The sequence below is a fragment of the Butyrivibrio sp. NC2007 genome, assembly GCF_000421405.1.
Taxonomy (GTDB): Bacteria; Bacillota; Clostridia; order Lachnospirales; family Lachnospiraceae; genus Butyrivibrio.
Genome location: NZ_ATWY01000001.1, coordinates 194,315 through 211,211, shown reverse-complemented (window position 1 = coordinate 211,211; position 16,897 = coordinate 194,315). Strand labels below are relative to the sequence as shown.

The window sequence follows — 16,897 nt, the reverse complement described above, 5'->3', positions numbered from 1 at the left end:
ATTGTTCCTTAGTCAGCGTTTGTTGCTCCATCCTGAAGTGTCTGCGCTGTACCTGATATAATATCGTCTTCGTCTCTGAGTTCGAAGTAATATGAAAGAGCTTCTTTTGTGATCTGAGCAGCATAGCTTGATGTATATCCGAATGCTATTCTTGTTGCTATAGCTATTTCAGGATTTTCATAAGGCGCATAGCAAACAAAGAGTGAGTGGTTAGGCCTGTTGGCTGATTCCTGAGCCGTTCCTGTCTTACCTGCTACTGTAACACCAAGATTTGCATAATATGACTTATCCTGAACAACCTGTCTCATACCGGTATGGATAGCATTCCAGTAAGCTGGTGACATGTCTATGGTGTTGCGTACGCTGGCGCTAAAATCCTCAAGAAGATTGCCGTTTGAATCGGTGGTCTTGTCGATGAGCGTAAGATCATAGCATGTACCGCTGTTTGCAACGGTTGTGACGTATCTTGCAAGGCCTACGGTTGTATATGAGTGTGTACCCTGACCGATTGCCGAACGTACAGCGTCCTGATCGGAAACATTGGGCTCTGACTCTGCTATCTCAATTCCCGACTTCTCAGTAAGTCCGTACATGTCTGCATAAGCTGCAAGCTTCTGAAGACCTGTCTCAGTGGAATAGCTTCCTCCTACAAGCCCAAGTCTGTAACCAACTTCGTAAAAGAAAACGTTGCAGGAATTTCTGATTCCTCCTGTGACATTAAGTCCTCCGTGACCTCTTGGATGAATCCAGCATTTTGGTCCGGGATTCAACTTATCAAACTGACCGCTGCAGTAGATGACAGAATCTGTGGTTATTACGCCTTCGTTAAGGCCTGCTGTTGCAGAAACCATCTTAAAGGTTGAACCTGGAGCGGTCTTTTGCTGTGTTGCATAGTTATAGAGCGGATTTGAATTATCGCTTCTTAGTTTTGCGTAATAAGCTGCATCTACTCCGTTTGCCATAAGGTTGTTGTTATATCCCGGGTATGAAACCAGTGCTAAGACATCGCCTGTATTTACATCGGTAACAACCATGGAACCTGTACAAGGGTCCAGAGCAAGCTGAGCCGGAGTGATATCAAGATTTGATATCCTGTTGAGCATAAAGGTATAAGGCGACTCTCCGCCTCTCTCCCAAACCGAGCGCTCATCTGGATCCATGCTGATTGCATCCTGCTCAAGAAGGAGGTTGCAGACCTGAGTTCCTGATATGTTTCCGTCAAGAAGCAGATACTTATAGAGCCTTGTCTGGAAATCGTAGTCTTCTTCCAGTGTGCTTTCAATATAATTAACTACATGATTAAATATCTCTTCTGAATCGGCGTACTGGTTATCAAGGCTGAGCTTGGATACATCAACCCAGTTCATGGCGATTGTATATTTCAGATATTCAGCAAGTGATATGGTCTCATCTTTGGTCCATGCAATATAAACGCTGTCATCTCTATCCACCTTGGAAGAATCGATGATACCGTTTGAATAAAGCATTGCAGCTATATGACTCATGTACCACTGATATTCCTTGGTCAGATTTTCGTAAGGTGTATGAGTCTCGGTAAGCTCAAGCCTGAGCTTATCAAGTACAGCACTGTTCTTGGTTACAAACTGTTCGTAGACAGCTTTTTCTGTTTCCTTGGCATTTGATGCGCTGAAATGGCTTATATCTACTACGTCGTTATCAAAGATTGCGTAGTAAACATCATAAATAGGTATAACAATATTGCTGGAGCTGGATGTTGACGAGAACGTATAGGTCTTTACGTTCTGGATCTTTGATGCCAGGATTCCTGCAAGTGACTGTTCAATAATGTTGTAGCAGGCCTCTGTAAGGTCTTTATCAATAGTCAGATAGACATCATTGCCCGCAACTGCATCAACATAGTTACTGGTCTCGATTACCTGTCCTGTATTATCAACGTAGACGGTTTCAGATCCCTTAGTACCTTGAAGCACACTCTCCATTGCCTGCTCAATACCTGATTTTCCAACGGTATCATTCATGCCGTAGCTGGGATTTGTCAGTGACAGAGTCGCAAGCTCATCCTCGGAAATCTTACCGGTGTAGCCAAGTAGCTGTGAAAAATACTCAGAATCTACGTATTTTCTGGCTGTGCTCTCTTCAATGGAAACACCCTCGAGAATATCTGCGTTTTCCATTACGTCTGCAACGGTTTTGTCACTTACATCTGATGCAACAGTTGTATCAATGTACTTCTGATAACTGTTCTGGCTCATGTTGTATCTGATGTTAAGGATCTTAAGAGCCTTAGACTTGGAGTAGCCCTTCATGGCAACAAAATCACCTGTAGTCTCGTCTGTATCGCCGACCTTGAAGCTCTTGCACATGTCTTCTACAACTTCGTCAGCCGTCTTTGTCTTTTCCTCATACTTAAGATCGTTTATGGAGCTGTGACCATAAACGTCGGCCAAAAATCTTAAAAGCTGATTGCCTTCAACGGTAAATTCAAAACTGTTAGCGTCATTCAAAATGATGTTAAAATCCTGATCAACGCTATCGCCGTTCTTTTCAATGATATCAATAAGCTTATCAAGAGTTGAATTGATTGCCTTACTCTTTCCCGAACCGGATTTATATACGTCCTCTATAGTCACAGAATTGGCCAGTTCATTGTAGGCAAGAAGATTACCATTCCTGTCATAGATATTTCCTCTTGCAGCTGCAATGGTCTTTTCTTTCTTGATCTTTAGCTTGAAGGAATCCAGATAGTACTCTCCGTTTATAACCTGCAGAGAAAAGAGCCTGTAAACCAAAAGGCAGGACAATACAACAAGAACAGAAGAAATGATTATCGCTCTTGATGTTATTAACTTTTTGAATTCTTCCCAAAAATTATCAAACAAACTTCTTAGCGCTCCTTAATTCTCTCTCGTCTATGGAATTATTCATCCAAAGTATCACCGGGTAGAAGAAAATTGCTATAACCGCAGTATAGACGAGCTCAGGAATAATGATATTCATCATATAATAGCCAATATCAAACTTTGTTCTAAACAGGAACATAAGAACATAGCATATAAATCCAAAAACAAAGTCAGCAAAGCTTATTATCACGATCGGAATAGCAAGATTCTGAGTAAAGAATATTGCGTGAAGTTTGCCGACAACAAAGCCTATGTACATGTAGATAAGTGCATAGAAACCGATATATGTACCAAAAAAGATATCGATCAAAAGTCCGCTGAAAAATCCAACCAGGAGCCCCGGTTTATCTCCTTTTATAAATGCTGTGGAAGCAGTTAGAATGATCATGAGATTAGGCGCTATGCCACCAAAATCCAGCGCCCTGAAAACCGTCGTCTGCAGGATAAAAGAGACGATGACCAGTATGAAATTGTATAAAGGACGCCTGAAATTCATCTCATCAATCACCAATGTTCTTCTTTTGATCAAGAAGCACCAAAACCTCATTCATGTGTTCGAAATCAACTGCGGGGGTTATTCTACCTGACTTTGTAAGGTTGTTGGAATCATCATCTATGGTAGAAATATAGCCTATCAGAATACCTGGAAGATATTTATCACTGATATTCGAAGTTACAACCTTATCTCCTACGCTTACCTTATCAGCTTCATCAACAAGCTTGGAAAAACTGACAAAGCCCTGCTTATAGAGCTCCAAGTCACCTGAAACAATTAAGTTATCAGAAGAGGAAAGAACCATTCCACTGACAGCTGCATTATCTGCGATTATGGACTGAACTTTGGCCCAGTCTGGACCGACATCGATTACTCTTCCTACCAGTCCTCCACCGGCTATAACGTTCATATCTATCATGATTCCGTCATCGGAGCCTTTATCAATCACAAAGGAGTGATACCAGTTACCGGCATCTTTAGCGATAATCCTCGCTCCGGTCTTCTGGTAATTCTCATACAGCGCATCGAGTTCATAAAGGTTTCGAAGCTCTGTAAGCTCGTATTTTTCCTGCTCGAGATTTGTATTTGCAATTGTAAGTTCATCAATCTGTGCCTTTAATTCCTGGTTCTCGTCAAGTAGCTTGGTTATTGATGAAAGCTTATCTGTTGTATCACGAAGGAATGTGCCAACCGTTGTCATTCCCTTTTGAAAGGGCACAACAAAAACACCAGCAAAGGAATTCAGTGGTCCGGTAAATAAGCTGGTGTTAAAGGTGATTATGATCATTCCTACACAAACGATTGTTAAAATAAAGAGGAGATATTTACTTGGTAGTGTAAATTCCTCTCCTCTTCTCTTGACAATGGGACTCATTTATTTATCCTCTTCAATTCCATATGCAAGAGCTTTATACTGGTCGTCCTGAATAATCTTCGCAAGACCCATAGCAACAGAACCAATTGGATTTTCTGCAATATTGACATTGAGGCCTACACCATTGCTAAGTCTCTGAGCAAGGTGGACAACCTGTGAAGCACCTCCGGTAAGGTAGAGACCGTGCTTAAAGATATCAGCAGCAAGCTCCGGCGGTGTCTTCTCAAGAGCAGCCTTGATGTTATCAAGGATTGCATCAAAGTTCTCGACAAGTGACTGATTTATAAGATCTGTAGGGATCATTCTCTCAACAGGAAGTCCTGTTACGATGTCACGACCGTATACTACAGCGTCTTTTCCTTCTTTCTCAAGGTCCTTAAGAGAAATCTTAACATTTTCCGATGTCTTTTCACCAATAAGAAGTCCAAACTCTTTACGAATGACGTTCCTGATGGACTCATCAAACTTCTTTCCACCAACCTTTATAAGCTTGCTGACAACGATTCCTCTAAGTGACAGGATTGAAATCTCGGTTGTATCATAACCCACGTTAACAACCAAAACGCCCTGGGAATTCATGACATCTACATTCATTCCGAGACCGTCTGCAAGAGGCTTTTTAACCATCATGATCTTCTTGGCCTTGATTCCGGCATCGTTGATAAGATCATGGAAAGCTCTTCTCTCAACTTCTGTTACATCCTTGGGTACTGCGATGTAAACTTCACAAGGCTTAACATTGCCCTTCATCTGATCTGTGATAAAGAGCTTGACCAAAGTCTCCATGTGCTCAATATCAGCGATAACGCCGCTGTTAAGAGGATAAGAGATCTTGATCTTGTCAGGAGCCTTCTCGTACATCTCATATGCTGAATTACCATAAGCGAAAACATTTGTCTTGTTTTCGATGGCGATCATATTCTTTTCTACGGTAAGTCCGTCGTCGTCTTTGTTGTAAATCTTGATATTGCTGGTTCCAAGATCAATTCCAAATATATTAGCCAAAACAGCCTCCTTAAATTTCAATAATTTATTCAGTGATAGTCAAGCATGAAAACTGCTAGAGCTTTGAAATGCCTATCATTCATTGTATCACAACAAGTCCTCTATCCACAAGCTTTTGCAACGTCTTAAGAATACCGAGTTTAGCATGTGGCCAGGTAAGTCCACCCTGGAAGAACACTGAGTAGGGCTCTTTGATTGGGCCGTCTGCCGAGAGCTCTATAGATGAGCCTGAAATAAAGGCGCCGGCAGCCATGATAACCTGAGCATCATACCCCGGCATATCCCATGGCTCGGGAGCAACAAAGCTGTCAACAGGAGCAGCTGCCTGTACTCCTTCACAGAAAGCTATAACGCCTTCGGGCTTTCCGAAGGTAACAGCCTGGATTATATCAAATCTGTCTTCTGTAGCATTGGGAACCACATCAAAACCAAGCTTCTCATAAATGTTTGCAGCAAATATAGCACCCTTAAGCGCAGATGCTGTAACTGTCGGAGCAAGGAAAAATCCCTGATAGATCTGTGGAAGTATTCCCAGTGAAGCTCCAACCTCTTTTCCAAGTCCCGGAGAAGTAAGTCTGAATGCGGCATTTTCAACGCACTCTTTTTTACCTGCAATGTATCCTCCGATGGGAGCAAGTCCGCCACCGGGGTTTTTGATAAGTGATCCTACAACCATGTCTGCGCCCACATCGGTAGGCTCAGTGGTCTGAACAAATTCTCCGTAGCAGTTGTCGACCATACAGATAACATCAGGTCTTATGCCCTTAATAAAGCTGATCAGCTCTCCTATTCTCTCAACAGAAAGTGTCGGCCTTGTCTGATAGCCTTTTGATCTTTGAATTGTTGCAAGTTTAATATTTGTATTCTCTAATAGAGCTTTTTTAATATTGTCAAAATCAAAGCTTCCGTCAGGTAATAAATCAACCTGAGTATAGTCAATCCCATACTCTTTAAGTGATCCCTTTGAAGGTCTGATGCCAATAACCTCTTCAAGAGTATCATAGGGCTTGCCTACAGGGGAAAAGAGCATGTCGCCGGGGCGAAGGTTACTCATAAGAGCAAGCGCAAGAGCATGTGTTCCGCAGGTAATCTGTGGCCTTACAAGAGCATCTTCTGTATGGAAGACCGAAGCATAAACAGCTTCGAGTTTTTCTCTTCCGATGTCATTGTAGCCGTAGCCTGTTGTTCCAAGAAGGCATGCTTCGCTTACCTTGTTCTCCTGCATTGCCTTTAAAACCTTGAGCTGGTTAAGCTCTGCAGTTTCATCAATCTTTTCAAATCTTTCCTTTAAGCCTTCTAAAATATTCTGGCCAAAGTCGATAACTTTCTTTGAAATTCCAAGTTCTTCGTAAATTTTACTGTTCATAAATCCTTATCATCTCTTTCAAAATTTCTTCATCGTTTCTGTTAAAGTCGCGTTTATCAATCCAGATTACATCTCTTTCTCTCTTAAACCAGGTGAGCTGGCGCTTTGCAAAATGCCTGGTGTTTCTCTTTATAAGATACACTGCTCTGTCAAGGTCATATTCACCTTCAAGATAACCGATCATCTCTCGATAGCCAAGACCCTGCATGGATGTGGCTTCTTTTGGAATATCCATAGCCAAAAGCTCTTTTACCTCAGCTTCGAGGCCTTCATCAATCATCTGATCAACGCGCTTTTCTATGCGTGAATACAGAACTTCTCTGTCATCTGTCAGAACAAAATACTTAAAATCGTAGGGTGATGTTCTTTGATGCTGCTCAGTATTGTGCTCTGAAATCTTCTTGCCGGTCTTTTTATAGTATTCAAGCGCTCTTATAACACGCTTTGAGTTGTTTTCGTGAATAGCATCTGCAGACTCGGGGTCTACTGCCCTCAACTCTTCATGGAGTACATGTACGCCTTCTGAAACAGCTCTTTTCTCAAGTTCATGTCTGTAGGTTTCATCTTCATCGGTCTCTGTAAAATCGATGTCGTAGAGGACAGCCTGAATATAAAAACCTGTTCCTCCGACTATGATCGGAACCTTTCCTCTTGAAGCAATGCCTTCAATCGCCTCTTTGACAAGCTTCTGAAAGATAAAGACATTAAAGTCTTCATGGGGATCCAAAAAATCTATAAGATGATGAGGTACACCTTCCATCTTATCCCTTGAAATCTTGTCGGTTCCTATGTTCATGTACTTATACACTTGCATAGAATCAGCGGAGATTATCTCTCCGCCAATTCTTTTTGCAAGTTCAATTGATAGCTTAGTCTTACCTACAGCCGTAGGACCTGTTATTACAACAAGTTTTTGTTTATCCATTACTCAACTACTCTCTTAAACTTCTTGTCAATCTCATACTTGCTCATGGAAATGATGGTTGGCCTTCCGTGAGGACAGTTGTATGGATTATCAAGGGTGAGAAGCTCATCCAAAAGAGCTTCCATCTCGGCTCTGCTCATCTTGGTATTACCTTTTACAGAAGCCTTGCATGCCATGCTGGCAATCTTATAGTTGATGACATCCGGCGTCCTGTCAAGACCTGTCTCGTGTGAGAGCTCATCCAGGATCTGAATGAACATATCCTTTTCGCTCTCGCATCCGAACAGATCAATTGGAATAGCTCTCATAGCATACTCTCGTCCGCCGAAGTTTTCAATATTAAATCCGAGCTTTTCAAAATATTGTCTGTAGCTTAAAAAGAGTTCTTCTTCTGCGCTGGTGAGAGCCACGATTACAGGAGGATTTACCATCTGTGAGAGCATCTCTCCGCTTTTGTATCTCTTTAGCATGCGCTCATAATTGACCTTCTCATGAGCAGCGTGCTGATCTACCATAAATATCTTGTCCTTAAAGGCTATTATCCAGTAGGTTCCAAAAATCTGTCCCAGGATTTCATATTCCTTGACATTTTCTTTGGTAAGGACCTTTTCATCAAAGAGGTCGAGCTGAGTTACCTTTTCAACAACAACGGCGTTGTCGGATTTGATGATTGGCGAGGGATGTTCCTTTTTCTCTGCAATGCTTCCGTCCGAATCTCCGAATATCCTTGTCCATACAGCTGACTTGTTGCTGTCTTCGATCTTGATAGGCTCAGCTTTTACGCCTTTTGCAAATATCGGAGTATCCTCGCTGATCTTATGCTTTTCAAAGCGAAGTGACTCAAAGGGCTGTGGCGCAATGGATTTTGAAGGTTTTTCCTCAGCTACAGGTGCATCGGCCTGTAAAGGCTCTTTTACCTCTTCCTCATCTTTTTCTCCAAGGAGTGCATCGGGAATCATTTCTCTTTTACTGAGAGCATCATCCACACTGCGGCTGATGAAATCGTAGAGCTGCTGCTGATTGTTAAAGCGTACCTCCATTTTGGCAGGATGTACGTTAACATCTACTCTGGAAGGATCAATCCTAAGGTGAAGTATTGCAAACGGAAACTTGTGCATCATCAGATACTGCTTGTATCCTTCTTCCAGAGCTTTGCTCATTACTTTATCCTTGATGTATCTTCCGTTTACAAAGAATATCTCAAAGTTTCTGTTGGAGCGGTTTATAGCCGGCTCGCCCAGATAACCTTCAAGGACCATTCCATCTTCTTCTGCCTTAAAAGGAATTACGCTGACTGAAATGTCTCTTCCGTAGATCCTGTATATTATTTCTTTTAAGTCTCCGTTTCCGGAGGTGGAGAATTTGTCGTCTTTATTGTTGATGTAGTGAAAAGAGATTGTGGGATTATCAAGGGCCATATGCTCCATGACATCACCGATATAGCTGCCTTCTGTCTGAGGCGTTTTCAGGAATTTCTTTCTGGCAGGCGTATTGTAAAAAAGGTTCCTGATGATAAGTGTTGTTCCGTCAGGAGCACCTATCTCCTCAAATGCAGCTTCTTCGCCGCCGTTTATGCAGTACCTTGTTCCGACAAGTTCATCACTGGTCTTGGTGATAAGGTCAACCTGTGCAACAGAAGCGATACTGGAGAGCGCTTCTCCTCTAAAGCCCAGAGAATGTATGGAAAAGAGATCTTCTATACTCTTTAGCTTACTGGTTGCATGTCTTTTAAAGGCTTTTCTGATCTGACTCTTCTCAATACCTGAGCCATTATCTGTAACCCTTATCATGTCGATTCCGCCGCCCTTGATCTCGACTGTCACGGCCGTTGCTCCGGAATCTATGGCATTTTCAACCAGCTCTTTAACTACACTGGCGGGCCTTTCTACAACTTCTCCGGCTGCGATCTGATCTATTGTGTTTTTATCAAGTTCATTGATAAATGCCATTAGCTTTTCCACCTGTTCTTAAGATCACTCTGTAATTTATAGAGAGTGTTTAATGCGTCCATGGGAGTAAGAGTTGTGATATCTATCTCCTGAAGGCGACGCAGTACTTCTTCGTCGGTTACGGTATCAAAAAGTGACATCTGGTTGGTATCAACATCATCGTAGTGCTTAACCTTCACCTTTTTATCATTTTTATTCTCTTTGGCAATAGCCTGAACTTTATCTGTTATGTCGTTATCTGTGAGCTCGGCAACAATCTCTTTTGCCCTGTCAATGACCATGTCGGGAACGCCGGCAAGCTTGGCTACCTGGATACCGTAGCTCTTATCAGCACCACCCTTGATGATCTTTCTCAAAAAGACAATGTCATCGCCGTTTTCTTTTACCGCAATGCAGTAGTTGTTGACGTTGTCCATCTTACCTTCAAGCTCGGTAAGCTCGTGGTAGTGAGTTGCAAAAAGCGTCTTGGCACCGAGAATCTTTCTGTTTGAGATGTGCTCTGTAACAGCCCAGGCAATTGCAAGACCGTCATAGGTTGAAGTTCCTCTTCCAATCTCATCAAGAATAAGAAGTGAGTCGGGAGTAGCGTTTCTTAAGATGTTAGCAACTTCATTCATCTCAACCATAAAGGTTGACTGTCCGCTTCCGAGGTCATCAGAAGCTCCTACTCTGGTAAATATCCTGTCTACAACACACATATCTGCCTTATCGGCAGGTACAAAGCTTCCTATCTGGCACATCAGAACAATAAGTGCTGTCTGCCTCATGTATGTGGACTTACCGGCCATGTTAGGACCTGTAATGATGCTGATGCAATGCTTTTTATTGTCAAGATAGGTGTCATTGGAGATGAACATATCGGCTGTATCAAGCATTCTCTCAACTACAGGGTGACGTCCGTTCTTGATGTTGATCTGTCCCTTATCGTTAAGACTTGGCTTGATATAGTGATTGCGCTCAGCTACATAAGCAAGGGATGCATATACATCCAAAAGAGCTATAGCCTTAGCTGTAGTTTGTATCCTGTCAATCTCAAGAGCTATTGAGTCTCTGATCTTGCAGAACATATCATATTCGAGGTTATTTAGCTTATCCTGTGCATTAAGAATTGTGTCCTCAAGCTCTTTAAGCTGGGGCGTTGTATATCTCTCGCAGTTGGTCAGGGTCTGCTTTCTGATGAAATAATCGGGAACCTTGTCCTTGAAGGAATTGGTTACTTCAAAGGAATAACCGAAAACATTGCTGTACTTGATCCTGAGGTTCTTGATACCTGTCTTTTCCTTCTCTTCCTCCTCCATCTGAGCAAGCCACTGTTTGCCGTTTGTGCCTGCTTCTCTGAAGTGGTCGATGTCGGCATCAAAACCGTCCTTTATGATTCCGCTCTCTTTTATAGCAAGAGGAGGTTCCTCAACGATTGCCTTGTCGATAAGGTCATGAATATCTGTAAGAGGATCAAGATCGCCATAAATCTTATCTATTCCGGGATCTCCTGAAATATCCTGAAGTGCTGTGATTATAGCAGGAATCATTTTTATTGAATTTCTAAATGCCAGAAGATCTCTTGGATTAGCGGTCTTGAATACGATCTTGGACATGAGTCTTTCAAGGTCGTAAACAGGATTCAGATATTCTCTGATTTCTTCTCTTGTGACTACGTTTTTAACCAGCTTCTCAACAGCGTTCTGGCGAAGAAGAATCTCCTCCTTGTCTATAAGAGGCTGTTCGATAAAGCTCCTGAGTGTTCTTGCACCCATGGCTGTCTTGGTCTTATCAAGAACCCAGAGAAGTGTGCCTCTCTTTTGCTTATCGCGCATGGTCTCAACAAGCTCAAGATTTCTTCTGGTGGAGCCATCAAGAAGCATGTATTTGCTGGTGAGATACGGATATATATGAGTGATATTGCTGATATCCGACTTCTGCATATCTACAAGGTACTGAAGAAGCGCTCCTGAAGCTACAATTCCGTTAGGAAAATCATCGATTCCAAGGCCGATAAGGGATGAAACCTTAAAGTGCTTCATAAGAAGTCTCTTGCAGGAGTCTTCATCAAAATACCTGTTATCTACAGGATTGATAAAAATATTAAGTCTGTTCCTGATCTCATCAAGGTCTGCTCCGGAAAACTCAAATGCATTGTTGCAGATGATCTCTGTAGGTGCATATTTTCCAATCTCATCCATGACAGCGCGAAGAGATTCAACTTCTGTCAGATAATAATCTCCTGTTGTGACATCAGCAACGGAAATTCCAATATTATCAGGAGAGTAAAAGATACTCATAAGATAGTTATTCTTACTCTCCTCTAAGGACTGCATATTCAGATTGGTTCCGGGTGTTACGATCCTTGTGACTTCTCTTTTTACGATGCCCTTGGCAAGCTTGGGGTCTTCCATCTGTTCACAGATGGCAACCTTATAGCCTCTTGAAACAAGCTTATTGAGGTATGAATCCACAGCATGAAAAGGAACTCCGCACATAGGAGCCCTCTCTTCAAGGCCGCAGGCCTTACCTGTAAGTGTTAGCTCAAGCTCTTTTGAAGCAGTAAGAGCATCATCAAAAAAGATCTCGTAGAAATCTCCCAGTCTGTAAAAGAGGATGCAGTCACTATACTCCTTCTTGGTGGCAATATAATGCTGCATCATGGGAGATACTTTTGTGGTATCAATACTTTCAATCATTTAACTAACTTCCCCAAATAGTAAAATCCATGACATTCTAAAAGGCTTACCGGCACAAGTTCCCCTATAAGTTCTTCTCCCCCCGGGAAATGTACCAGTGTATTATTTGACATTCTTCCTGTTAAAAGACTCTTGTCATGCTCGTTAACACCTTCGACAAGGACAGTTTCTGTGCGTCCCTGGAGCTTGGCTGTCTGCTCTTTGGCTGTTTCCTGTACAACTTTAAGGAGCATGTCAAAGTTCTCCTTAACCACTTCCTCGGGGACCTGATCCTCAAAGGATGCAGCCGGAGTTCCGGGCCTTTTTGAATAGATGAAGGTAAAGGCATTGTCAAATTTAACCTTGTTAATAACGTCTATGGTGTCCAGGACAGCTTCCTTTGTCTCTCCCGGGAATCCTACAATAATATCTGTGGTGATTGCTACATCAGGGAGCTTTTCTCTTATCTTGCCTGCAAGCTCAAGATAGCTCTCTTTGGTGTACTTTCTGTTCATTCTGCGAAGGATCTCGCTGTTACCTGCCTGGAGCGGTAAGTGGATGTGCCTTGCAATCTTAGGGTTCTTAGCAATAACATCAAGAAGCTCATCTGAGAAATCCTTAGGATGAGGAGTCATGAATCTTACTCTCTCAATTCCTTCAACCTCGCAAACAAGCTCAAGGAGCTTCGCAAAAGAGATCTTGTCCGGATTATCATCACTAAAATCAAGGCCATAGGAATTAACATTCTGGCCAAGAAGCATTACTTCCTTAACTCCGTCAGCAGCAAGCTTTTCACACTCGCGGATTATATCCTTGGGTGATCTGCTGCGCTCTCTGCCCCTTACATAGGGAACTATGCAATAAGTGCAGAAATTGTTGCAGCCAAACATGATGTTGACTCCGGATTTAAAGGGATATTTACGAAATACAGGAAGATCCTCAACAATCTTGTCTGTTTCCTTCCAGATACCAATTATCATTCTGTCTGAATCAAGAACTGTATTAAGGAGCTCAGCGAACTTGTAGATATTGTGAGTTCCGAAAATAAGATCTACAAATCTGTAGCTCTTCTGGATCTTCTCGACTGCGCCTGCCTCCTGCATCATGCATCCGCAGATGGCAATTTTCATATTTGGATTCTTTTTCTTGAAATTACTTGTCTGACCAAGCCTTCCAAGAACTCTCTGGTCGGCATTGTCACGAACTGAGCAGGTGTTGTAGATTACAAAATCAGCATCTTCGCTTTCGGTTTCTTCATAGCCTGCAAGCTTAAGAGTTGCAAGGAGCTTCTCTGAGTCTCTTGCATTCATCTGACATCCAAAGGTTACAACGCAGGCTGTGAGCTTTCTGCCAAGCTCTTTTTCAAGGGCTGAAACCTTATCTTTTGCCTGTTCAATGTACTCAAGCTGCTTTAAGCTCTCGCTGTCCTGTATATCTGCTTTATTACTGTTTAAAATATTGATTCCCATTAACTAAAACTCTTTCTAAATCTATTATTCTTTGTATGCATCAACTATTCCGAGAAGGATCTTTACTACCTGTTTCATCTCCTGAACTGATGCATACTCGTACTTTCCGTGATAATTGTATCCGCCGGTGCAAAGATTCGGACATGGAAGTCCTTTGTAGGAAAGGGCTGCTCCGTCTGTGCCTCCTCTTATAGGATTATCGATAGGTGTAATACCAAGATCGGTCATAACCTTCTTGGCGTTATCAATAAGATGCATGTGAGGCTTAATCTTCTCGATCATGTTGTAGTACTGATCTCTGACTTCTACAGTTACAGTGCCTTCTCCGTATTTTTTGTTAAGAAACTCAGCAGCATCCTTAAAGAGCTGTTTCTTGGTTTCAAAGAGTTTCTCATCATGATCTCTGATGATGTAAGATGCTGTAGCGCTCTCACAGCCACCGTTTATCTCGGTAAGATGAAAGAACCCTTCTCTTCCCTCTGTGTACATGGGATTCTGGAATGCAGGAAGAAGTGACTGGAACTCATAACAGATAAGTGATGCATTAACCATCTTGTTCTTGGCATCTCCGGGATGAACGCTTCTGCCCTGGACCTTTATAACACCTTCTGCAGCATTGAAGTTCTCATATTCAAGCTCTCCGAGCTTGCCACCATCAACGGTATAAGCATACTTTGCGCCGAATCTGTCTATATCAAAATAAGCTGTTCCTTCACCAATTTCCTCGTCGGGAGTAAATGCAATCTTAATATCTCCATGCTTGATGGACGGGTCAGATAAAAGAGTCTTGGCCATGGTCATGATCTCGGCGATACCTGCCTTGTCATCGGCTCCAAGAAGTGTTGTTCCATCAGTGACTATCAGGTCTTCTCCTATGTGATTCTTAAGCTCAGGGAAGTCACTTGGAGATAAAACTACGCTTCCATCCTTTGAAAGCACGATGTCCTTACCGTCATAATTTTCAACAATTCTTGGATTTACATTTTTTCCGCTGACTTCATCGGATGTATCCATATGCGAAACGAAACCTATTGCCGGTGTATCAGCGCCGGTATTTGAAGGTATTGATGCATACACATAGCAGTGCTCTTTGTCATAATAGACGTCACTTGCGCCGATCTCTATAAGCTCTTTTTCCAGTAAAGAAGCAAGATCGTGCTGCTTGGCTGTTGAAGGAGATGCTCCTGTTGTATCATCGGATTGAGTATCAATCTTCACACATCTTAAAAAATCATCAATAACGTTTATATTACTCATTTGTTCTTTTTACCTGTTACTTTCTTTTTGGTTTTCTTTTTATCCTGAACGCTCATATAGATGCGCGTTGACCTGTCAGCAAGAAGTTCTGTAAAAACATTGTTTTCAGGCTCTGTTTCTTTCGCTTTGGTTCCTGTTTTTGGCTTAGAGATGGGCTTTAAGCCTCTATCGTCCGTATCTAGCACTATCTTCCAGGAATATCCGTCCGGAAGATCAGGAAGAGCCAGCTCCTGTGGTGTCCAGTTCATGTTAAAGGCAACATAGATAAACGGCTGATCCTTGCCCTCATAAAGCCCGCAGAAAAGCATTCCCAGCATGTGGCTATGACCGGAAAGATCCGGCCTCCAGGCTTCTCTGCCGTGGCATGAGAGATCCGGATATCCGCAGGATATGTAATCCATCAGCTTAAACGGAGCACTTTCATGAAGAACCTTGTGACTGAATCTTAGCTTGGATAAGTACTTCACATAATCAAGGATATCGGAATTCTTATCCATGGCTTTCCAATCAACCCAGCCTATCTCATTATCCTGGCAATATGGATTGTTATTGCCGCTCTGGGAGTTGCCAAATTCATCTCCGCTAAAAATCATTGGAGTTCCCTGAGCTACAAAAAGCATGGTAAGAATATTCTTTATCTGCTTCTTACGAAGATTTAAAATGTCGTGCTTACGGGTACGGCCTTCAATTCCGCAGTTCCAGCTTAAGTTGTTGTCTGTGCCGTCCTTGTTATTCTCACCGTTTTCCTCGTTGTGTTTGTGCTCATAGGATACAAGGTCAGCGAGTCTGAAACCTTCATAGTCACAGATATAATTGATGATTCCGTGATCGTTACTGCCGGCAATCATTGCCTTCATAAAGTCAGAGACTGCATTGTCGTCGCTCTTAAGGAATCTGCGGCTGTTGTAAAGAAATGCGTTATTGTAGTCGGCAAGAAGTCTGCTTGCAGGCGCTTTGCCTTCATAAATCTCGCCGTAGTTAAAGTACTCATTCCATATCTTTATATCCGTAAACAAGGGCTCGTTTGTTATAAGCCTTAGAGGAATCTTGCTTCCCTTCAGATGGAATCCATCCACATGATAGGTGCATCTCCAGAATCTGAGGGCATCTATGATAAGAGTTCCACTCTCATACTCATCGAAATAGAACTGCATTATAACTTCAAGGCCATTTTTATGCATGGTCTTAACAAAGCTTTTAAACTCATTTTCTGCATCCTGAGGATTCTCACAGTATGCTGTTCTTGGGGCAAAGTAATAGCCTTTCTTATAGCCCCAGAAATTAGGCCGAAGTTCAAGCATATTTTTGTCGGATATATTGCCGTTGTTCGAATAAAGGCTTGCTCTTCTCTTATCGGACCTCTTCAAAGATTCATCGATCTCATTCATCTCATATGCAGGCATAAGCTCAACGGCTGTAACGCCAAGAGATTTAAGATACGGGATTTTCTCAAGTATGCCTGAAAAAGTTCCTCTTTTAGAGAGCTCGACTCCGCTGCTTGCAGACCTGGTGAAGCCTCTTACATGGAGCAGGTATACGAAGCTGTCCTCGTATTTGGTGAAGGTGTGATCATCACCGGTCCAGTCAAAGGTATCATGTGAAGTCTTAAAAGAAGCCTTGTTATCAAGCTTGGCTCTTATCTGAGCATCGGGAACAAAGTGGCCAAACTTCTCAAGACCGTAAAACTGCTTGGCATAAGGGTCGCAAAAGAACTCCTCATCGCAGAAGTAGTTATAGGTCTTATAATCATCAATATTATCGATTCCGGAAATACGTGCCGAATAAATATCGCCTCTTTTAAGAGACTTTGGAAGTTCGATCTTAAGAGGATTTGTAGCTTTATTCTTATCAGATGGATAAAGAACTATTCCACAGCTCTTATTGTCATCGAATACGCTTCTTACAACAAGGCTCTTGTCATAGTCGATATAACAACCCAGCGGATAAGGTTTTTCCATTGAAATCTTGATATTAGACGTCATTTTGCACCTGTTTCCCCATTTTTTTCAATACGCCG

At 42.3% G+C, this 16,897-nt stretch carries 11 protein-coding genes; all 11 read right to left on the bottom strand.

Annotated features, from left to right (window positions below; all coding sequences use genetic code 11):
* Nucleotides 1–8 precede the first annotated feature (8 nt).
* Nucleotides 9–2,861, bottom strand: coding sequence for a penicillin-binding transpeptidase domain-containing protein (locus tag G632_RS0100840; RefSeq protein ID WP_022767138.1), 2,853 nt, complete (start codon nt 2,859–2,861; stop codon nt 9–11).
* Nucleotides 2,854–3,411 (bottom strand): rod shape-determining protein MreD, encoded by a 558-nt coding sequence (mreD, locus tag G632_RS0100835; protein WP_242826694.1) that lies wholly within the window; start codon nt 3,409–3,411, stop codon nt 2,854–2,856. The genes G632_RS0100840 and mreD overlap by 8 nt, the downstream gene beginning before the upstream one ends.
* Nucleotides 3,383–4,252, bottom strand: a complete 870-nt coding sequence (mreC, locus tag G632_RS0100830; protein ID WP_022767136.1) for a rod shape-determining protein MreC — start codon at nt 4,250–4,252, stop codon at nt 3,383–3,385. Before mreC ends, mreD begins: the two co-directional genes overlap by 29 nt.
* Nucleotides 4,253–5,257 (bottom strand): rod shape-determining protein, encoded by a 1,005-nt coding sequence (mreB, locus tag G632_RS0100825; RefSeq protein ID WP_022767135.1) that lies wholly within the window; start codon nt 5,255–5,257, stop codon nt 4,253–4,255.
* A 79-nt stretch (nt 5,258–5,336) separates the two neighbouring features.
* On the bottom strand, nt 5,337–6,623 hold the full coding sequence (locus G632_RS0100820) for a methionine gamma-lyase family protein (RefSeq protein WP_022767134.1): 1,287 nt from the start codon (nt 6,621–6,623) through the stop codon (nt 5,337–5,339).
* Nucleotides 6,613–7,548, bottom strand: a complete 936-nt coding sequence (gene miaA / locus G632_RS0100815; protein WP_026512298.1) for a tRNA (adenosine(37)-N6)-dimethylallyltransferase MiaA — start codon at nt 7,546–7,548, stop codon at nt 6,613–6,615. The genes G632_RS0100820 and miaA overlap by 11 nt, the downstream gene beginning before the upstream one ends.
* Nucleotides 7,548–9,497, bottom strand: a complete 1,950-nt coding sequence (mutL, locus tag G632_RS0100810; RefSeq protein WP_022767133.1) for a DNA mismatch repair endonuclease MutL — start codon at nt 9,495–9,497, stop codon at nt 7,548–7,550. Before mutL ends, miaA begins: the two co-directional genes overlap by 1 nt.
* Nucleotides 9,497–12,175 (bottom strand): DNA mismatch repair protein MutS, encoded by a 2,679-nt coding sequence (gene mutS / locus G632_RS0100805; RefSeq protein ID WP_022767132.1) that lies wholly within the window; start codon nt 12,173–12,175, stop codon nt 9,497–9,499. Before mutS ends, mutL begins: the two co-directional genes overlap by 1 nt.
* Nucleotides 12,172–13,623 (bottom strand): tRNA (N6-isopentenyl adenosine(37)-C2)-methylthiotransferase MiaB, encoded by a 1,452-nt coding sequence (miaB, locus tag G632_RS0100800; protein WP_022767131.1) that lies wholly within the window; start codon nt 13,621–13,623, stop codon nt 12,172–12,174. Before miaB ends, mutS begins: the two co-directional genes overlap by 4 nt.
* Nucleotides 13,624–13,647: 24 nt before the next feature.
* A complete protein-coding gene (gene pepT / locus G632_RS0100795; RefSeq protein WP_022767130.1) occupies nt 13,648–14,880 on the bottom strand; it encodes a peptidase T in 1,233 nt (410 codons plus the stop codon).
* Nucleotides 14,877–16,862, bottom strand: a complete 1,986-nt coding sequence (locus G632_RS0100790) for an alpha-amylase family glycosyl hydrolase (protein ID WP_022767129.1) — start codon at nt 16,860–16,862, stop codon at nt 14,877–14,879. The genes pepT and G632_RS0100790 overlap by 4 nt, the downstream gene beginning before the upstream one ends.
* Between the last annotated feature and the right edge of the window lie 35 nt (nt 16,863–16,897).